This is a genomic window from Faunimonas sp. B44 (assembly GCF_052655945.1).
In genome coordinates this window covers 61,455-80,181 of record NZ_JBQYEX010000008.1, presented here as the reverse complement: position 1 = coordinate 80,181, position 18,727 = coordinate 61,455, and the positions used below count along the sequence as shown (strand labels likewise).

At 63.6% G+C, this 18,727-nt stretch carries 16 protein-coding genes; 5 read left to right on the top strand and 11 right to left on the bottom strand.

Going from position 1 to position 18,727, the window contains the following annotated elements:
- Positions 1–5: 5 nt before the first annotated feature.
- The 7 genes from ACUN0C_RS14620 to ACUN0C_RS14590 form a co-directional block, all read right to left on the bottom strand.
- Positions 6–1,028 (bottom strand): zinc-binding dehydrogenase, encoded by a 1,023-nt coding sequence (locus tag ACUN0C_RS14620; protein ID WP_445467125.1) that lies wholly within the window; start codon positions 1,026–1,028, stop codon positions 6–8.
- Positions 1,029–1,040: 12 nt separating this feature from the next.
- Complete coding sequence (locus ACUN0C_RS14615) at positions 1,041–1,463, bottom strand: PaaI family thioesterase (RefSeq protein ID WP_445467124.1); 423 nt, start codon at positions 1,461–1,463, stop codon at positions 1,041–1,043.
- Between the two features lie 70 nt (positions 1,464–1,533).
- Positions 1,534–3,051 carry a class I adenylate-forming enzyme family protein gene (locus tag ACUN0C_RS14610; protein ID WP_445467123.1) on the bottom strand — a complete coding sequence of 506 codons (1,518 nt, stop codon included), beginning with the start codon at positions 3,049–3,051 and terminating at the stop codon, positions 1,534–1,536.
- A gap of 17 nt (positions 3,052–3,068) precedes the next feature.
- Positions 3,069–4,721, bottom strand: coding sequence for a UbiD family decarboxylase (locus ACUN0C_RS14605; RefSeq protein ID WP_445467122.1), 1,653 nt, complete (start codon positions 4,719–4,721; stop codon positions 3,069–3,071).
- A 66-nt stretch (positions 4,722–4,787) separates the two neighbouring features.
- On the bottom strand, positions 4,788–5,606 hold the full coding sequence (locus tag ACUN0C_RS14600; protein ID WP_445467121.1) for an ABC transporter ATP-binding protein: 819 nt from the start codon (positions 5,604–5,606) through the stop codon (positions 4,788–4,790).
- Between the two features lie 70 nt (positions 5,607–5,676).
- Positions 5,677–6,627 (bottom strand): ABC transporter substrate-binding protein, encoded by a 951-nt coding sequence (locus ACUN0C_RS14595; RefSeq protein WP_445467120.1) that lies wholly within the window; start codon positions 6,625–6,627, stop codon positions 5,677–5,679.
- A gap of 13 nt (positions 6,628–6,640) precedes the next feature.
- Positions 6,641–7,450 (bottom strand): ABC transporter permease, encoded by an 810-nt coding sequence (locus tag ACUN0C_RS14590; RefSeq protein ID WP_445467119.1) that lies wholly within the window; start codon positions 7,448–7,450, stop codon positions 6,641–6,643.
- Positions 7,451–7,740: 290 nt separating this feature from the next.
- Here ACUN0C_RS14590 and ACUN0C_RS14585 point away from each other — a divergent pair, with 290 nt between their 5' ends.
- The 3 genes from ACUN0C_RS14585 to ACUN0C_RS14575 are packed head-to-tail and all read left to right on the top strand — an operon-like array spanning position 7,741 to position 10,061.
- Positions 7,741–8,364 carry a VOC family protein gene (locus tag ACUN0C_RS14585; protein ID WP_445467118.1) on the top strand — a complete coding sequence of 208 codons (624 nt, stop codon included), beginning with the start codon at positions 7,741–7,743 and terminating at the stop codon, positions 8,362–8,364.
- A 17-nt stretch (positions 8,365–8,381) separates the two neighbouring features.
- A complete protein-coding gene (locus ACUN0C_RS14580; RefSeq protein WP_445467117.1) occupies positions 8,382–9,860 on the top strand; it encodes an aminotransferase class V-fold PLP-dependent enzyme in 1,479 nt (492 codons plus the stop codon).
- Positions 9,861–9,878: 18 nt separating this feature from the next.
- The gene (locus tag ACUN0C_RS14575; RefSeq protein WP_445467116.1) at positions 9,879–10,061 is read left to right on the top strand and encodes a hypothetical protein; all 183 of its coding nucleotides are present in this window, start codon (positions 9,879–9,881) and stop codon (positions 10,059–10,061) included.
- Between the two features lie 347 nt (positions 10,062–10,408).
- Here the strand turns inward: ACUN0C_RS14575 and ACUN0C_RS14570 are convergent, their stop codons facing one another.
- The 3 genes from ACUN0C_RS14570 to ACUN0C_RS14560 all read right to left on the bottom strand — a co-directional run bounded on the left by ACUN0C_RS14570 (position 10,409) and on the right by ACUN0C_RS14560 (position 14,835).
- Entirely contained in the window at positions 10,409–11,347 is a 939-nt protein-coding gene (locus ACUN0C_RS14570) for an MBL fold metallo-hydrolase (protein WP_445467115.1), read from the bottom strand.
- Positions 11,348–11,723: 376 nt separating this feature from the next.
- On the bottom strand, positions 11,724–12,524 hold the full coding sequence (locus tag ACUN0C_RS14565) for an alpha/beta fold hydrolase (RefSeq protein WP_445467114.1): 801 nt from the start codon (positions 12,522–12,524) through the stop codon (positions 11,724–11,726).
- 37 nt (positions 12,525–12,561) lie between these two features.
- Positions 12,562–14,835, bottom strand: coding sequence for a CaiB/BaiF CoA transferase family protein (locus ACUN0C_RS14560; protein ID WP_445467113.1), 2,274 nt, complete (start codon positions 14,833–14,835; stop codon positions 12,562–12,564).
- A gap of 472 nt (positions 14,836–15,307) precedes the next feature.
- Here ACUN0C_RS14560 and ACUN0C_RS14555 point away from each other — a divergent pair, with 472 nt between their 5' ends.
- Positions 15,308–15,757 (top strand): tripartite tricarboxylate transporter TctB family protein, encoded by a 450-nt coding sequence (locus ACUN0C_RS14555; RefSeq protein WP_445467112.1) that lies wholly within the window; start codon positions 15,308–15,310, stop codon positions 15,755–15,757.
- A gap of 4 nt (positions 15,758–15,761) precedes the next feature.
- A complete protein-coding gene (locus ACUN0C_RS14550; protein WP_445467111.1) occupies positions 15,762–17,270 on the top strand; it encodes a tripartite tricarboxylate transporter permease in 1,509 nt (502 codons plus the stop codon).
- A 213-nt stretch (positions 17,271–17,483) separates the two neighbouring features.
- Here the strand turns inward: ACUN0C_RS14550 and ACUN0C_RS14545 are convergent, their stop codons facing one another.
- Entirely contained in the window at positions 17,484–18,530 is a 1,047-nt protein-coding gene (locus tag ACUN0C_RS14545) for a zinc-dependent alcohol dehydrogenase family protein (protein WP_445467110.1), read from the bottom strand.
- Between the last annotated feature and the right edge of the window lie 197 nt (positions 18,531–18,727).

The following is an 18,727-nucleotide window of genomic DNA, read 5'->3' as shown; positions in this document are numbered from 1 at the left end:
GCCAATCAGCGGAAGGGTTCGACCACAACCTTTCCGAACACCTCGCGATCGGCCAGCTTCCTGAACGCCTCCGGCGTTTCCCGCAGCGTGAATCGCTCCTCGATCGAGGGTGCCAGCTTGCGCTCCCGTACCAGTTCGATAAGCGCGAAGAGGTCGCTGCGCTGCCAGGCGTTGGAGCCGGTTATGTTCAGCTCGAACGTCCAGATGTAGCGGATGTCCTCCTTGGGATCGAAACCGGCCGTCGCACCGCAGGTGAGCAGCCTCCCGCCGGCCTGCAGGCACCGGAGCGAAGGAACCCAGGTCTCGCCGCCCGTGAAGTTGACCACGACGTCGACCCCGCCCGTCCCCCCGCCGGGCCCATAGACGCGTGGCTTCCCGAAGCGCTCGTGGACGACTTTCATGAAGTCGTCGGTCCTGTAGTTGATACCCTCGTCGGCACCGATCCGGGCGAGCTTCTCCAGCTTGTCGGTGGTGGAAGCTGCGGCGATCACGTGCGCCCCCGCAAGCTTGGCGAGCTGCACGCAGCAGGTGCCGACGCCGCCGGATGCGCCTAGGACGAGCACCCGTTCCCCGGCCTTGATCTTTCCGTGCGTCATCATCATGCGGTAGGCTGTGCCATAGGCGACGGGCAACGCCGCGGCGTCCGCGAAATCGACGTCGTCCGGCAGGCGCATCAGCATGCGCGCCGGAACCTGACAGTATTCAGCCAAACCGCCATCCATTCGCTCCCCGAGGAGCTTACCGGTCTCGACATCGAGCGGATCGACGACGACCCTGTCGCCCAGCTTCCACTCCGTCACGCCGGGGCCGATCGCAGCGACCTCGCCTGCCACGTCGATCCCCATGATGATCGGCATCGGAACCTTGATGCCCGGCATACCGTGCAGTGTGAAAAGGTCATGGTAGTTGAGTGCGCAGGCTTTCACCGCGATGATCACGGTTCCTTCGACAGGTTCCGGATCGATCCAGGAGCTCTCATAAGACAGCTCGCTGAGTTCGCCATGCTGACGAATGACGATTGCTCTCATGAATCCTCTCGCTCAAGAACTCGATACGCCATAGCAGCCTCGGCCGACTGCTGTGAGCTTGCCGCCTTCATCGAAGACGTCGATATCGATCACCGCGATCGTCCTGCCAACCCGGCGGATGAGCGCCTTACCAACCAGCGTCTTTCCGAAAGCGGGACGCAGATAGTCGACCCGGAAGTTGATCGTGGGGACATTGCCGCCCGCAGCCATGACCACGGCGAAATCGCCTACCGTGTCGATCAGCGAGGCGATCGGCCCCCCGTGGAACTGACCGGTACCGGCACCGCGCTCCAGCTCCGGCCGCATCGGCATGGTCATGGTGATCGTGCCGGCCTCCGCGTCCATCTCAGTGCATGTCAGCTGCATGAAGGCGATGAAGGGTGAGGCGTCGAGCTGCTTCTGTATGTCTTCCCGGCTTGTTCTGGCACTACTCATCAGGAACGCCTATCCTCTGTTCTCATGCACCACGGCTCGACCGGCCGTCGATGATTTGCGCTGCCCCCTGTTACTTCGACCACTGGCCGGACTCCTCGAGCTCGCGCGCACGTTTCGTCAACAGCGTGCGATCGATCTTGTTGGTACCGGCGAGCGGCAGGTCGCCGCGGATCTCGACGCGACGCGGATGCTGATAGGCGGGGCCGTTCTCGATCGCGAAGCGCTTGACTTCTTCAACGGTCAAGCTCGCATCCGCGGCAGGTACGATGAATGCAACCGGAATATGGCTGCGCTCGTCGTCCGGCAGCGGAACGATCACGGCCTGCTGAATCAGCGAATGACGCTCCAGCATCTTCTCCACGTCGTTGGGATAGATGTTCTCTCCGGAACAAACGAACATGTCGTCAGCCCGGCCCACGAAATAATAAAAGCCCTGCTCGTCCCGGCGCATGACGTCGCCACTGACGTACCAACCGTCGCGCATGACCTGCTTCGTCTTCTCGGGCAGCTTGTTGTATCCCACCATCAATGCGGGATTTCGCATGAGCAAGGTGCCTTCGTTCGCATTCGGCCCGTCGATCAGCTTCACGTCGCTTCCGGGGATCGGATAGCCGAGCGAAAGCGGTGGCGTCGGAATGCCGTCCGGGTGACTGCCGAACACGGCGGCTCCGGCTTCCGTGGTGCCGTAGCTGTTTCCGACCGTGGCACTCGGAATGGCTTCGCGTACGCGATCGATCATTGCGAGCGTCACCGGCGCAGACGCCAGGACGATCTGCTTCAGCCCGCTCAGGTCCAGATCATCGCGGACGGCAAGTTCCTTCACCACGCGGGCAAACATGGTCGGAATGGCGAACACACTGGTGACGCGGTACTGCGCCAGTGCCTGGGTGTAGGCGGCTGCCGTGAAGGCGGGCATCACGACCATCGAGGCGCCGCTGAGAAAGATGAGCTCGGTGACGATGAGCCCGTTCATGTGGAACAGAGGCTGGGCCAGAATCTGCCGCTCCTCGGCCATTTCCGGCGGCACTGCCTTGGCCTTCAGCACCCAAAGCTGACCGGCGTGGGTCAGGAGCACGCCCTTCGGCCGCCCCGTCGATCCCGAGGTGTAGAGGATCTGCGCAAGATCCTGCGGGCCAGGCACCACCGTGTCGAACTCCGATGGCGCGACCACCGCGTGGAAGCCGGATGGGCCGTCGTCATCGAAATCGATCACCTCCACGCGGCCGGCAAATCTGCCTCGATTGGCCGCATCGGCGAAGGTCAAGGCTATCTCGGCATCGTCGATGATGAAGTCGATGATATCTTGCGGCAGCTTGATGTTGACGGGCACCACCACGAGACCCGCACGCATGATGCCGAAATAGCAGGCGATGTACTCGGCGCGATTGAGCGACGCGATGGCTATCCGCGTGCCAGCGGCAAAGCCCCTTTCCGTGAGATAGCGTGCGACCCCTCCCGACAGCCTGTCCATCTCCGCATGAGTGTATGCACGAGGCTGGTCCGGAACGCGCAGGTCGATGATCGCGGTCCGGCTCTGGTCCTGCGACCGGTCGATCAGGTCACCGAGGTTGAAGGGGTCCGTGAGCATTGTCCCGGCAACTCCGCTCAAGGTTTCGCATCGAACTGTGAACCCCGGATGCAAACGCGGCCGAACGGGTCTTTCCACAGCTTGTTCTCGCTGTGCAGTTTGCCGAACGCTGTAGCCACGGTCGGGAAGTCATACGTGGAGAGCCGCCGATCGATGTCGACGTAATACATCGGCTCCTCCTCGATCATGCTCAGGATCTCAGCGCATATGGCATCGACTGCGGCAGGATCGCCCTTCTGCAGAGGATCGGCTTTGCCCGCGACATAGTCGGCTACGTCGACGTCCTTGCTGTAAGCATAGGCGACTCGTTCGTAGCGCTCGTGCGGAATGCCTTCGCCGATGGTGGCGTCGATGCCGACCTTGGCACCCGTCGCGGGCCCCCTGCCCGGCGTGAACGGCAGGCTGGGATCGAGCGGCTTGGCCCGCGCACCAGGAATGATGATCACGTCGCGATCGCCCTGCACGCGGGTCGCGATCGCCCACTCCACTTCCATCGGATTGTAGACGTCGATCTCCTCATCGACCACGACGACGTGCTTGAGATCACCGACGGAGAGCGCCGCCAGCAAGGCGGACTTGCCTTCGCCCGCCTGCTTCTTGATCGAGATCACGGCATGCCAATAGGCCGAGCCGCCCACCGTGACGTTAATGTCCTTGACCTTGATTCCCGTATTGGTGAGCGCGCTGCGGATTGGCTGGTGCAGTACGGCCGCACCGAGATAGGTGTATTCGAACGGCATGTGCAACGCCCAATACATTGCATCCTTTCGCATCATGACTGCCTTGACACGAACGTTCGGATTCCAGTGCAGGCCGCCCATCAGGAACGTGAACTCGCCGAAGCGCCCTTCCGGTTGCGTCCAGCCGACCGGAAGGATCTCGGCTTCCAGCACGATCTCGCAGTCAGCGACGTAAGGAAGATCGATCGTCCTGCACTGTCCGAGAGGTACGGAAGCACCGCGGATCCCGCCGGCAATCGACATTTCCTCCTGCTCCATCGGCGCACGGAAATTCGCCGCGATCATCTCTATCGGATGGGTGCCGATCGAAATCGAGATCGGAAGCGGCCGGCCGGCCTCAAATGCGCGCTGCGCGTAATGCTTGAGATTGTTGGGTGTAACGATGTCGATGCCGGTGAGGTTTTTCTCCTTCACCATGAACCGGTAGCAGCCGGTGTTGACAAGGCCGTACTCTGGATCGCGCGCCATGACGATACCAGCCGTGATCATCGGCCCGCCGTCGTGAACGGAGAAGAGCGGCACCGGGAGATCGAACAGGTTCACTTCGTCGCCCGTTAGGATGACCTCCTCCGTCGAAGACGTCTCCACTCGGGTCGGCGGGATCGGATTCGCCAGACCGGCCGTCAGCATCTCCTCGATCTCGCGGTAGCTTTCACAGCCCATGGCGAGAAAAGCCCTGCGCGTGGAACGCAGGATGCCTGACAGCACCGGTATCTTGAAGCCGATCGGATTGTGGAACAGCAGCGCCTTGTCGGACTGGTCGACGAGCGTGGCCATATGCCTGACGTCCACCGGCTGCCGCAGGTCCACCAGCTCACCGGCGGCCCGCAGCCGCTCCACGAAGTCGCGCAGGTTCTCGGTGACAGTCCGTGTCGCGGTTGGCGAGCCTGCGGAATTGAGAGGCGACGTTCCGGTGCTGTTCATCGTCATTGTCATCGTCATCCTTTGGTCGGGGCGGACGGGCGTTCGTACAGCAAGTTGTGGCGTGTTGAAGACTTATGCGATCTTGGCCATGGCAGTCGGATTCTTGACGCCGCCAATCTCCGGAGCATCCGTAATCTCGTCCCAAATCGCTGAGCAGAGATCGTGATATTTCTGCATGGTACGGATCTGTCGAAGGTCCCTTGGATAGGGAAGATCGATCTTGAATTCCTTCTTGATTGTACCGGGCCGCCCGCTGATCACAATGACGCGGCTTGCGAGATAGGTTGCCTCCTGAATGTCGTGGGTCACGAATATCACGCTCTTGCGGTGCGTGCTCCAGATGCGAAGGAGTTCCTTTCCCATGGTCATTTTCGTCTGCGCATCAAGCGCACCGAACGGCTCGTCCATGAGGTAGACTTCCGGCTCGTAGGCGAGCAGGCGGCCAAGCGACACGCGTTGGCGCATGCCGCCCGAAAGCATGTCCGGGTAGTGGTTTTCGAAACCTCGGAGCTGCAGGAAGTCTATGAGTTCCGCGACCCGGGCAGTGCGCTTCTCGGCGGGATAATTGGACAGCTCCAGTCCGACATTGATGTTTTCCCTGGCGGTCGCCCACGGCAGTAGGGCGTCGCGCTGGAACATGAATCCCAGGCGCGGCGGGATCTCGGTGACTTCGCGATTGTCGATGAACACACTTCCTTTGGAAGGGCGTTCGAGACCAGAAACGATCTTCAGCAAGGTCGACTTTCCGCAGCCGCTTGGGCCGACGATCGACACGAACTCGCCATCGGCGAGCTTGAGGTCCACGTCCTTCAGGACCGTCAGCCCGTCATAGGCTACGGAAGCGTTCTGGACGAATACCCTGTTGCGCCTGCTTGCTTCACTGCTGCTCATGAGAAACCGTCCAGTTTCGCGCTTGAGGCGTGGTTCGGCCAAGGGCCGAACCACGCGCTCGAGGCACCGATCAGAGCTTGGGTCGGGACTCTTCGACCGTGATCGGTCTGATGCTGGAATCGGCGCTCTGCATGATTGCATTCAGCGTATCGATCTCGGCCTGGCCAAACTCGCCGTTCTCTGGAACGCGCCCGACTGCGGAGTCCACCGCATACTTGATCAGGTCGTCCGACAGCGACGGGTACATTCCCCGAATGATGTCAAAGCCGAGCTGGGGATCGCTCTTGAGATCGGCGACCGCCTTGTTGAGGGCCTCAATGAAGCCCTTCGCCTCCTCCGGATGGGCACTTACCCAGGATTCCTTCACGAGTGCCGCAAAGGCCGCATAAGGCAGATCTGTGAAATCCTCCACCACCTTGTAGCCGCCTTTGCTCTTCAGGAACTCGGCGTCGATCGGCACCAGCATGCCGGCGTTCACCTTACCGCTCTCGATTGACGCGATCATCGACGCGCCCGTACCGGACCCCAGGAGCTGAAAATCCGCGTCGGGATTCAAGTTGATCTCCTTGATGGCCCAACGCAGCGTGTTGTCGGTCATGCTGCCCGGAGAGGTGATGCCGAGCCCCTTGCCCTGCAGCCCCTCGAGGCCGCCCGGACCTGCGAGGTCCTCCTTGCCGATGAGCGCGTAATTGTGGCGGCGGTCGAGGCCATAGAGAAAGACCGTTGGAATGTTGCGGCTGCGCAGCCGCACGACATGATCCCCGCCGCAGAAGCAGATATCGATACTGTCGCCGACGAAGGCCTGAACGGTCGGGCCTCCGCCTTGGAAATCGAGCTTCTCCAGCTCGATGTTGGCGTCCTTGAGATACCCTTTCTGCTCCGCTGCAAAGACCGGGAGCATGCCTTCGAAGTTCACGGCGATGCCCGCGCGGATCGTGATCGGATCGGCAGTCGCGGGAAGCGAGAGGACGGCCGCTGCAAGGACTACCGACCAGCGCAAGTGACTCAGATAGGAATGCATGAGCGTGCTCCTTCTATGTTGAAGAGATGCGGGCATTGCGCCGGTAGGGGATCAGCCAGTTTTCTATGAGGCCGATGAGCTCGTTGATGACCACGGCCATCACCATCAGGACGAGCAATCCTGCGAAGACGCCGGCCGTGTCGAGCCGCGCGCCTGACATTTGGATGTACCAGCCCAACCCGCGGTTTGCCCCCAGCATTTCGCCGAGGACCGACCCGATCAGAGCCATCCCGACGTTGATCCGGAAGGCGGCGATGATCCACGGAAGAATCGAGGGGATCTGCACGCGCCGCAAGACATAGGACCGCGATGCTCGCATCGTGCGCATCAGGTTCACCAGATCCCGATCCACTTCGCGGAGCCCCTGAAGCGTATTCAGCATGAAGACGAAGACGACCAGCGAGAATACCAGGACGACTTTCGACAGCAGGCCAATGCCGAACCAGATGACGAAGAGCGGCCCGAGTGCGATGCGGGGCAGGCTGTAGACGCCCATCCAGAATGGCTCGACGACTTGAGCGAAGCGGGGCCATGCAGCCAAGAGGATACCGCATCCGACGCCGATCGGCAGGCCGAGGGCCAGCCCCAGCGCCGCCTGCCACAAGGTCGCGGCGCTGTTCACGAGGAGCATTCCGGTGCTCGCCTGTTGCCAAAGGCGCTCGGCGATCTCTGACGGCTTACTGACCCAGAACGGGTCGATGATGGTGTTGGCGGCCCATTCCCAGAAGACGAGAAAACCGATCAGAACGACGACGCGCCAGAACGACAGCGAGAGCCCGGCGAGTGGCGCATACCGCCCGACACTGCCGACTTGCAGACTCACGACGCACCCATGGAGCCAGCTCCTAACATGCTTCCGGTGTCCTCTCTGTATGCCACGGCGAGGTCTTGGTCTTGCTGGCATGCTATGTCCGTGGGGGACGAAACACAACACTTCCTCGACTTCATTCGCACTGTCGGGGCTCGCCCCGCATCCGTCGAGCATCGCGTTGACTGCGGAACCGGGATTTGTAACATGTTATGGGGCATCTCTCATGCAGGAAGGCTCTGCCCACCGCGGGCGCTCGGCGACGCGGTAAGTGAGCCCTTCTCCAAGCCCGACGGGGAAACGCAATGCTGGCGATCGATCACATCCTATGGGCAGTTCCCGATCTCGAGGAAGGAATCGAGACATTGGAGAAGATCAGCGGAGTGAGGGCGGTGGTTGGCGGGCGCCATCCCGGTCGCGGCACCCGCAATGCTCTGGCTTCACTCGGGGAAGATGCCTACCTCGAAGTGATATCAGTCGATCCCGATCAATCGCTTGAGAACAATCTTGGCGCCACCATAAACGCGATGCAGCATGCGGGGCTCTTCACCTTTGCGGTGCAATGCCCAAACCTCGAAGAACTGGGGAATGCGGCGACGGCGGGCGGACTGCCGTTTCGCGGTCCGGAGGACTGGAGTCGGAAACAGCCGGACGGGCATGAACTGCACTGGCGGCTGGCGTTCACAGAGGGAACGAAGTTCGGTCATCTGCTGCCATTTTACATCGACTGGCTGAACTCGCGGCATCCCTCGCGCACAGCCGCGCGAGGGTTGTCGCTTCTCGAGTTCGAGGTCGCGCATCCGGAACGCGAGGAACTGGCGTCGATCTACAAGCACCTGGGCATCGACGTCCTGGTTCGCCGCAGTGATCGCCCCTCTATCAGAGCCTTGCTTCGGGGCCCCGCCGGAGAATTCGTGCTGAACTCGTAACGGCTGGACTTCATCAGATGCCCCACGCTCAACACGCTGAGGTCGCGGCGGTGCCCTCTCCCCTCGAACGGTTCGGCGCCGGCCTGCGGGCTAGGTCGGACACCATCAGCTACCTGCGGAGCGGGCTGATCGGAGAAGGGCTGAAGATCCCCGGACCGTTCGGCGACGTTTCCCTTCTGTACGCGGACTACGTCGCGTCTGGCCGGGCACTGCGGCAGGTCGAGGATTTCGTTCTGGAGGACGTTCTTCCCTTCTACGCCAATAGCCATACCGAGGCTTCGTTCTGCGGTTCATACGTCACCGCGATGCGGCGGGAGGCGCGCCGCACGATTGCGCGGTTGGTGCACGCCGGTCCGGATCATGCCGTGATATTCACGGGGTCGGGAGCAACGGCGGGGCTGAACAGGCTTGTCCAGCTGCTCGGCATTCCCGAGGCCGCACGCGACGGGCGGCCGCCTGTGATCCTCATCGGACCCTACGAGCATCACTCCAATATTCTGCCTTGGCGCGAAAGCGGCGCCGAAATCGTTCAGATCGCCGAAGGTCAGGATGGCGGTCCGGATCTGGCGGCGCTCGAGGCGGAGCTCACGCGCGCGAAGGACCGGCCGTTGCGGATCGGCGCGTTTTCGGCTGCTTCCAACGTCACCGGCATCGTCACGGACGTGAACAAGGTGACCGCGGTTCTCAAGAAGCATGGCGCCTTGGCGGTGTGGGACTATGCCGGTGGCGGACCCTATCTGCCTTTGGACATGATGCCCGGCGCAGGCATGGAAAAGGACGCGGTCGTGGTGTCGCCGCACAAGTTCCCCGGTGGACCCGGCGCCTCTGGGCTGCTGATCGTGCGCAGATCGCTGGTCACGATGGATAGGCCGACGCAACCGGGCGGCGGCACGGTCGTCTTCGTTTCGCCGTGGGGGCACGATTACGTCCAGGATCTCGAATCCCGCGAGGAGGCCGGCACTCCGAACGTCATCGGCGATGTTCGGGCAGCATTGGCATTCATGGTCAAAGAGGCGGTTGGGCAAGACTTCATAGATCGACGCCATCAGGAGCTGAACACAAGAGCGCTTCGGGCTTGGCAGGCAAACCCCGATCTCGTCTTGCTTGGCGCCGACAAGCGGAACCGGCTGCCGATCTTTTCCCTTCGCGTGAAGGGGGCTGACGGCGAACTGGTGCACCATCAGCTGTTCACACGGATGCTTAGTGATCATTACGGGGTTCAGGCGCGCGGCGGCTGTGCTTGCGCGGGGCCCTACGCCCACGCCCTGTTGGGGATCGATCATGACGCATCGGACCGAATGCGGCAGGCAATCCTCGCCGGGCGCGAGCTGGAAAAGCCAGGCTGGGTCCGCCTGAACTTCAGCTACTTGCTCGATGATGCCAAAGCCGACCGCATCATTGCGGCAGTGGACGAGCTCGCTCATCGTGCATCCAGCCTTGCCGATGGCTACGATGTCGATCCTGCAACGGCGCGGTTCCGCCCGAAAACCGCATAGCGCAGCACGCGCAATGCCATGGCCGATGCGGACGACTTCAAAGCGGCCATCCAGCGCTTCATTGCCACAGATGCTGGTGCTCGCGATGCCGACGGCAGCCGCATTTTCTCGTTGTTTTCGAGGTTTATGCGGGAGGGGCTGAGCACCGCCCCTGCCGCCACGAGGCCCGAAAGTGGTCTTTCAGGGCCGGTATTCTCCTGACCTGTTAACCGCTGTAGGTCCGGTGAACAGCCTCACGCCTCTGCTCCTAAAGGATTTGTTGATCTTTCCGGCGAACGCGATGCGCCAAATCCATTTGGACGGCAAATGGAACAGAGATCGAACGCAGCCCCTGCTGGCAGGACTGCTGCAGCCGGCACCCGATGCCGCCACAACCGCCGTTTGTGCTTCGTGCTGAGTCAGCGGCGTGTAAAGTGTCTGGGCCCAAGGTTATGATCGGCAAATGCCGGGACTAAACAGCTAGCGAGGCTGCGAATTTCCAAGTGCGCCGCTGCTTCTCCGGCGGGGCCGGTTCGGACGGGTGTGGATTTGCTGCAGCGGTTCCTGAGCTATGGCGGGCTGGAAGGGTGGATCGACCCGCTCCGGCCGGCATCTTCCGGCAGGAACGTGAAGGTGTCATCGGGACCGCCACGGCGGATATATCCGCAGTATGGGGCGCCGAAATGCATCGGCATGATCAGAGTGCCGGTGTCTGCCACGCGCTCCAGAAAGGCGCGGCGGGAGGCGCGCGCCTCGTCGGCCAGAATGTCGTTGACGGAATTGAGCTCGGGGACGGCGATCTGGAGCGGCGTGTGGAAATTGTCGGCGCAGAAGACGGCCCGCTCACCGTGCGAGGTCAGATGGAGGTTGATCATTCCGGGCGTGTGACCGGTCGAACGCTCGATGGCGAGGCCGGGCACCACCTCGAACGGCTCCTCGATGAAGTCGACGAGCCCTGCCTCGACGACCGGTATGACGCTGTCCAGCAATGAAAGCACACTCGGCTGCAGGTCGCCCCGGGCATGCCGTTCTCCGAAGAAATCGAAGTCCGCCTTGGGCATCAGGTAACGCGCATTGGGAAATGTGGGAACGCTCGTGCCGTCGAGGTTGCGCGTGTTCCAGCCGACATGGTCGGTGTGGAGGTGCGTGTTGATCACATGCGTGACCTGCTCCGGGCCGGCGCCGATCGCCTCCAGCCAGTTCATCACCAGCGTGTTCAGCATGTTCATGCGCGGATTGGGTCGCTGTTTGGCGTTGCCGACGGCCGTGTCGATGAGGATGACTGCGTCGGAAACCTGCAGAACCCAGATCTGGAACGTGACCACGATGCGGTTGACCGATGGGACGTAGTGGTTCGGCGCCATCCAGCTCGCGTGCCGCTGAAGGGCCGCTGCGAGTTTCTCCGGCTCCATCATCCCCTTGAACAGAACCGCGGGATCGTGTGTTGGTCCTGTGCTCTCGACGATGTTGCTGACAACGGCGTTTCCGATGCGTCTCGTCCACTTCACGTGAAGCCCCCGCCAGTTCGTCGCCGATTTGGAACGTATGTTATGATGTTATAGAAAGCAAACGCGGCGCAGTCGCGTTGAACGTCCACCTCCGTGGGGCCGGATCGATGGCGGAGGTCGTCCGCTCCGCACCGCGCGCTCGAAGGTTCCAGCCGAGCCTGTGGAACAGGTCGTGGCTGCGTGCGCCGATTTCGGTCGTCCGGAAGCCGAGCTGGCGTTTGCCAGCTTCTCGACGAGCGTCGGGTTGATCCTACCGAACTGCTTTCGCCGACCGGGCGTCCGGCTGGCATAGCGTGGGCGGCGACCCAAAGGCCCGCTGCAGAACAAGTCCAAGTGGTCGGAAGCTCCGGCTGTCCGACATTCGGCAATCCTGCCGCTAATGCCGGTTCAGGAAGGCGAGGAGCACGGCGTTGAACTCGGTCGCCGCTTCCGTGGCGACCGAATGGCCCGATTCGGGCAGGAGCGCCCATTCGTGCCCGCTTATGTGCTTTGCCCACATGCGCACGAGGGCCGGCGGCGCGATCAGATCGGCGCCGCCCGCGACGACCAGCGTTGGCGCCTTGATCGAGGCGAGTTTCGCGAAGGTGTTCGGAGTCCTCACGGGCTGCGCCTGTGCCCCCGGCTGCCTCGCGGCGCGGCATGTCTCGATCCAGCGCCGCGTGCCCTCGGGATCGGATCCCCGATAGGACGGGCCGACCTCACGATAGACCGCAGGCTGCTCGCGCAGGCCCGGCACCTCGATCCGTTCGATGAACGCCCGCACGGCCGTTTCGTGCACGTTCCCGGTCGTCGCCGCGGCGACAAGGCTTCTGACGCGCTCCGGACGCCAGGCGGCATAGTCCAGCGCGCCGAATCCGCCTCCCGCCACGGCCACGAGGTGGAACGCCGCGAGCCCGAGGTGATCCGCGAGCGCGTCGAGGTCATCGGCGATGGTGCCCGGTTGAACGCCGGATGGGTTCGGAACACTCTTGCCCCAGCCACGCCGATCGAAGGCAATCACGCGGAAGCCGGCGTCGGCGAGAACCGCGATCTGCGGAGCCCAGCTTGCGCTCGTCCCGGTGTTCGCGTGGATCAGGACGACCGGCACGTCGCCGGCAAGCGAATCGGAATACCAGAGATCAACGCCGGGCAGCGCTGCTGTCCGGCCGGTAATCCCGAGTTCCAGGAAAGCACGCATCTCGCCCTCGTTCGAAGCCTCTCCGGTGCAGGCAACCTCAAGCGTCCGTCATCCCGGCCGGCACGGATTCGGGCGCATGCGGCGACGGGTGCGGAGCGCTTCCGCCCGACCCCGCCGATCGTCCCGGACCATCCGTGCGTCCGGGATCTGCCAGGCCCAGCTCGCGAAGGATCGCCGCGCCGTCCTTGCCGGCGGCCGGCGCAAGGGACGATACGATCGGTGGCGTTACACTAAGCCGCAGCGGGCTCGCGAGCATCGGCCAACCGATCCCGTCTTCCTCCTTCAAGAACCACAGACGACGCGCCTCGGTTTGCGGCAGACGGGCGGCCTCGGCGACCGTCAAGACGGGAGTTGCGTCGAAGCCGGCAGCGGCAAGGCGGCTGGCGGCCCGCTCGCGCGACAGAGTGGCGAGTTCGTCGGCGACGGCGGGAGGAATTGCTTCGGGGGTTCCGGCAGCCGTTCCCGTGCGGCTCACCAGAAGGTGGCCGTCGGCGCAGCCCAGCACTTCACGGGGAGTGTCGCGCGCGCCCGCCCCGTTCCAGGACGTAGAGCTGAGCCACGCCGACACATCCTGCATGGACAAATCGATGAACTGTCCGGTCCCCGTGCGGTCCCGGCACTCGAGTGCGCCGAGCACCGCCACCATGGCCATCTCGGCACCCATCGTATCCGCCGTGGAGATGCCCGATTTCAACGGGATCTCGCCTGCATCCAGGGCCGCCATGAAGCCCGACATCGCCTGAATGACGCTGTCGAATGCCGGCCGCTTGGGATAGAGCGAATCGGCCCCGAAACCGCTGATGGCGCAGTAGACGAGCCGCGGGTTGATCTTCAGGATGTTCGCCGGAGAGAGCCCGAACTTGGCAAGCGCGCCAGGTTTCAGATTCTCCACGAGCACATCCGCCGATGCGATCAGCTGGCGGAGCGCCGAACGACCGAACTCGGTCCGGAGATCGAGAACCAGGCTTTTCTTGTCGGCATTGTTGAGCCGGAACGAAACGGAGCGACCGTCTATGTGCGGCACCCAGGTGCGCGACTGGTCCCCTCCCGGCTGCTCCACCTTGATCACCTCGGCGCCGAGATGGGCGAGCTGGCGCGCGCAGAGCGGCGCCGTCGTATACTGGCCGATCTCGATGACGCGGAGCCCGGTGAGTGCTCTCGCGAGAGGTCGAGCGGCGACCGGCGCAGCCATGCGCTCGGGCGTTCGGGCGAGCAGTTGCTCCAGATCGGCCCGATCCTCATCCGGGGCCGGAATGCGGGATGGTGCAGTGCAGGCGGAAACCGACATGCGCAGCGGTGATGCAGGCACGAACACGTCTCGCCCGGAGACCGGGTCGCGGATGCGTTGGATCATCTTCCGATGTTCGAGGTTCTCCTCGCGCGGGTAGCCGTCAATGGGGGCAATGGGGCCGCAAGCGACGCCTGCCTCAGTCAGCATCTCTATGCATGCCGCCGTCGTGCGAGCTTCGGTCCACCGCCCGATGCCTTGGTCGATTTCCTCGGCGTGGGCGACCCGGAGCCCCTGATTCGGGAACCTTGCGGCAAGATCGGGGCGGCGGATGACTGAACAGAGCTGCTCCCATTGAGGCTGGCTGCCGGCGCAGATGAGCACCCAGCCGTCGCGGGCAGGATAGAGGTTCCAGGGAGCGACGGTCGGGTGCCGGTTGCCCAGCCGCGACTTCCCTTCCCCATTGGGGATGAGCGTGCCCGAGAGAAAGGTGCCGAGAGCGAGAAAGGCACAATCGAACAATGCAATTTCGATTCGCTGGGAAATTCCCTGGAGGCGCTGGGCACGTCTGGCCGACAGCACGGCGGCCGCGGCATAGGTCCCGGCAAGCACATCGGCGATCGGGATGCTGATCAGCATCGGCGGGCCATCAGGGAATCCGGTGGTGTCCATGAGCCCCGACAGGGCCTGCACCTGTGCATCGCTCGCCGGTACGCCGCGTAACGGGCCGGAGGCGCCGAACGCCGTTACGTCGCAGACGACGTTCCCGGGCTCTTCAGGCAAGCTCATGCGCAGGAGCGATGGGTCGGCATCGCTCGAAATGAGCACGATGTCGCTCCGCGCGACGAGCGTGTCGAGAAGCTGCCGGTCGCTGCCGCACGATTTCGGTGAGACGCTCAGCTTGCCGGCCGCGAACTGCTCTCGCCAAAGCGACTTCCCCTGCGCGGGTTGCCCGGGCGGGACGCCGAGCTCGACGTAGACGACGGTGGCGCCGAGCTGCGCGAGAAGCGAGCCGCAGTACGAGCAGGCCGCGCGGGTGCCGACCTCCGCCACGACGACGCCGTCCAAGATCCCCGCTGCCATGTGCCAACTCCACCTCGGCACGGCTCCCGCACGGCCACTTCATATTGTTATACTTTGTGTGGCGGGTGGGTCAAACTTGTGACATCGTTCCCAACCTGACGGCCGGCCCCGGTTCGCGCGTCCGTGGAGGCGATGCGCCGGAGCACGGGTGGGGAGAGACCGTGCGCCAGACGCGAGAGAACGGTGATGAGACTTGCCTTTGCCTGCCTCGGCGCGGCGGGAACGTTCCCCGGCGACGGTCCAGCCGCCCCTTCCCGCGCCTGGGGGGAAGATGCGGTGAGGAGTTCTGGCGGCTGGGGAGAGCACCCGATAATCTCTTGCTCGAGTTCACCGGAAGTACCGAGATCCCTTGCTCCGATAATCACACAGACGCCGCTCAGGAACGAATGGATGCTCGGCCCGAACGGTCCTTGGAGCGAATTCGTGGCGGCCCAACAGTGGAAACGTATGGCCAGTGTGGGGAGGACCAGGAATGCAGGCACGGCTTCACCGTGACGTCATTGCCGGATGCGTGCTGATCGTCGTCGGCGCAGCGGTCGCAGTGCACGCGACTTTGTCCCTCGGCCTGGGTTCGACGTTCCGCCTGGGGCCGGGCGGCTTTCCTGCTGCGCTCGGCGTGATCCTCGTCGTATTCGGGTTGCTGCTGGCGCTGCCCGCGTTCGGGCGCGCGGGCGAATTGCCCGAGATCAGGATCGTGCCGCTTGCGGCCGTGGTCGGTGCCGTCGTCGTATTTGCCTTGCTCCTGAGATCGGTCGGCCTGGCACCTGCGGTAGCCGCCATGACGCTGGTCGCAACCCGGGCGGACGGCAGGCTGTCGCTTGTCGGATCGGCGACGCTCGCAGTCGTCCTCGCGATGATCGCAGTCGGGATATTCTCAATAGGCCTCGGGTTCCGGATTCCGATCTTCGCCTGGAGATGGTGACCCGATGAGCGACCTTCTCGGCTACGTCGGCATCGGGCTCTCGGTAGCCTTCACACCGGCGAACATCTTCTATTGTGCATTGGGAGTGACGCTCGGCACGCTGGTCGGTGTCCTGCCCGGGATCGGTGCGTTGGCCACCATCTCCATGCTCTACCCGCTCACCTTCCACATGGAGCCGGTCGGTGCGCTGGTGATGATCGCAGGCATCTACTATGGCGGGGCGTATGGTGGATCGACCGCCTCCATCCTGCTCAACCTCCCCGGGGCAGCGTCGAGCGCGGTGACATGCCTCGATGGATATCCCATGTCGAAGCAGGGCCGGGCCGGTGCCGCTCTGTTCACCAGCGCCATCGCATCATTCATCGCGGGATCGATCGGCATCCTGATCATGATGCTGTTCTCGCCCGTGATCGTCGAGTTCGCGCTCCAGTTCGGGCCTGCCGAATACTTCTCGCTCATCACCATGGGAATGATCGCCGCATCCGTCATCTCCGACGGATCGCCCGTGAAGAGCTTGGCGATGGTCATCCTGGGCATCATCGGCGGCCTTGTCGGGCTCGACATCTATACGGGCAGCTCCCGGTTCGCGTTCGGCACGCCCGAACTGATGGAGGGAATCAGCCTCGGTGTGGTGGCGATGGGGTTGTTCGGGCTGACGGAGGTCATTTCGAGCGTCGGTGAGAAGCAGCCCCCCGTCGCCAACAAGAGCATCCGCTTGCGTTCGATGCTCCCGACCCGCGAGGAATGGCGCTTGGCCTGGCCGGCAGCGCTGCGTGGGACCGCAGTCGGCTCGTTCTTCGGCATCCTCCCGGGTGCCGGCGCCACCGTGGCTGCGTTCATGTCCTACGCCGTGGAAAAGCGGATCGCCAAGGATCCCTCGCGTTTCGGCAAGGGCGCCATCGAAGGCGTCGCATCGCCGGAGGCGGCCAACAACGCTTGCGACCAGACGGCATTCATTCCGACCATGACGCTCGGGATCCCGGGAAGCGCGACGATGGCGCTCCTCATTGGCGTCCTCATGATCCACAACATCACGCCCGGACCGACGATGATGGTGGAGAGGCCGGAGGTTTTCTGGGGGCTCGTCATGAGCTTCTGGCTCGGAAACATCCTGCTCGTGATCCTGAACCTGCCGATGATCGGAATCTGGGTCCGGGTCCTCACAATCCCCTATCACCTGCTCTATCCAGCGATCCTGATGTTCGTCGCGATCGGGGTATTCTCCATCAACAACAGCGTCTTCGATCTCTTCGCCGTCGCCGCGTTGGGGGCATTCGGCTACGGCATGCGCTTGCTCGGGTTCCCGCCCGCGCCGTTCCTGCTCGGCTTCGTCCTGGGGCCGATGATGGAGGAGCATTTCCGCCGCGCCATGATCCTGTCGCATGGCAGCTTCGAGGTCTTCGTCACGCGACCGATCAGCCTGGTGTTTCTGGTCGTCGGGCTGCTCCTGCTCCTGTGGACCCTGTGGGGGGCATTCCGCTCTGTCCGGGCCAGTCCGGCGGCAGCCGAGTAGATCGGCACGGGGAAACGAGAGATAGCGGAGCCCCGGACACGGGATCGGCTGCCTTGCGTGCAGGGCCCGCGATCTTGTCGGCGCCGCCCCTTCGATTGCCGGCTTCACGCGAAGAAGCCTGGACCCGGCCCGGACCGCGCGCCGTCCATCACGCCCGACGCGCCTTGCCGTCGGCGTGTGACGAAGGCGGTCGATGCGCCGGCGCGGTACGCGCTACATCAGGAAAACGCCCTTGCCTGCGCTCTGCTGGGCGAAATGCCTGTATGCCTCCTCGCCTTGCTCGAGGCGCCAGCGATCCGTGAAGACCTGATCAACGGGAATGCCGCGGTCGGCCACGTAGCGGGCGAATTTTGCCTGTCCCACCTTGGAGAAGGTCCACGACCCGATGATGGTCAGCTGACGCGAGGTGATCGTGCTCACGTTCTCCACCGTGAAGGACGTGCTCCCCGCGATCAGAACGAGCGTGCCCCACGGCGAAAGCGACGCCAATGCCGCGGAACGGGCCTCCGGGGATGCGGACGCCTCCATCGCCACCCGGACGCCTTTGCCGTTGGTGAGTTCCCTGATCCTGGCCACCGCGTCTTCGGTCTTCGGGTTGACCGTCTCGTGTGCGCCGAGCGCCCTGGCGCGCGTGAGCCTTTCCGGCTGGATGTCGAGGGCGATGACGCGAGCCCCCATCACGGCGGCGAGCTGGGTGCCGGCCAGTCCGACCGGACCCTGCCCGAAGATCGCGATCGTGTCGTCGCCGGACAGGCCCGCACGCTTGAGCCCCTGGAATGCGGTTCCGGTACCGCAAGAGATCGCGGCGCCCGCCTCGAAGCTGAGCGCGTCCGGCAAAGGAACGAGCGTCCGCGCAGGAACCTTCATGTAAGGCGCATGGCCCCCGTCCGCGCCAATGCCGAAGACCAATGGCGTCTGCCGGTCGCACATCTGCTCCCATCCCGAGCGGCAATGATCGCACACGGTGCAGCCGGCATAATGGTGAACCATCACGCGATCACCGACGCGCGCCTGCTGCGGGGTCACGCCGGGCCCCACCGCGGCCACCACACCGCACGGCTCATGGCCGGCAATCACCGGCTTCGTCATGACCACGCGCGCGATCGTCAGTGTGCCGCGTGGCGCGCGATACATCTTGAGATCGCTTCCGCACATCCCGGAAGCCTTCATCTCCAGGACCACGTCGCCCTCTCCGGGCACCGGGTCCGGCACGTCCAGGAACTCGATCGTACTGCTGCCGCCAAAACTCAGTCCGCGCATCGCCTGACCCTGTCCGTGATTAAAGGAGAAAGCCGCCTGTTCGCTGCTCGTCGACCTTGATCAATGGCCGTAGCCCGGACGCCGCAGCGCGAAACCATCCGAGTCCGCCCCCCGTTCGTCCGCCAGCTTGACAGCCGACCTTAGAAATAATGTTATACTCTAAATGCGGGGCGAGGTCCTGCGCAAGCGAAGCGCGC

Excerpts from the sequence above, each read along its gene's own strand:
- ACUN0C_RS14620 (WP_445467125.1), bottom strand. The coding sequence starts at position 1,028 with ATGAGAGCAATCGTCATTCGTCAGCATGGCGAACTCAGCGAGCTGTCT.
- ACUN0C_RS14615 (WP_445467124.1), bottom strand. The coding sequence starts at position 1,463 with ATGAGTAGTGCCAGAACAAGCCGGGAAGACATACAGAAGCAGCTCGAC.
- ACUN0C_RS14610 (WP_445467123.1), bottom strand. The coding sequence starts at position 3,051 with ATGCTCACGGACCCCTTCAACCTCGGTGACCTGATCGACCGGTCGCAG.
- ACUN0C_RS14605 (WP_445467122.1), bottom strand. The coding sequence starts at position 4,721 with ATGACGATGAACAGCACCGGAACGTCGCCTCTCAATTCCGCAGGCTCG.
- ACUN0C_RS14600 (WP_445467121.1), bottom strand. The coding sequence starts at position 5,606 with ATGAGCAGCAGTGAAGCAAGCAGGCGCAACAGGGTATTCGTCCAGAAC.
- ACUN0C_RS14595 (WP_445467120.1), bottom strand. The coding sequence starts at position 6,627 with ATGCATTCCTATCTGAGTCACTTGCGCTGGTCGGTAGTCCTTGCAGCG.
- ACUN0C_RS14585 (WP_445467118.1), top strand. The coding sequence starts at position 7,741 with ATGCTGGCGATCGATCACATCCTATGGGCAGTTCCCGATCTCGAGGAA.
- ACUN0C_RS14580 (WP_445467117.1), top strand. The coding sequence starts at position 8,382 with ATGCCCCACGCTCAACACGCTGAGGTCGCGGCGGTGCCCTCTCCCCTC.
- ACUN0C_RS14575 (WP_445467116.1), top strand. The coding sequence starts at position 9,879 with ATGGCCGATGCGGACGACTTCAAAGCGGCCATCCAGCGCTTCATTGCC.
- ACUN0C_RS14565 (WP_445467114.1), bottom strand. The coding sequence starts at position 12,524 with ATGCGTGCTTTCCTGGAACTCGGGATTACCGGCCGGACAGCAGCGCTG.
- ACUN0C_RS14560 (WP_445467113.1), bottom strand. The coding sequence starts at position 14,835 with ATGGCAGCGGGGATCTTGGACGGCGTCGTCGTGGCGGAGGTCGGCACC.
- ACUN0C_RS14555 (WP_445467112.1), top strand. The coding sequence starts at position 15,308 with ATGCAGGCACGGCTTCACCGTGACGTCATTGCCGGATGCGTGCTGATC.
- ACUN0C_RS14550 (WP_445467111.1), top strand. The coding sequence starts at position 15,762 with ATGAGCGACCTTCTCGGCTACGTCGGCATCGGGCTCTCGGTAGCCTTC.
- ACUN0C_RS14545 (WP_445467110.1), bottom strand. The coding sequence starts at position 18,530 with ATGCGCGGACTGAGTTTTGGCGGCAGCAGTACGATCGAGTTCCTGGAC.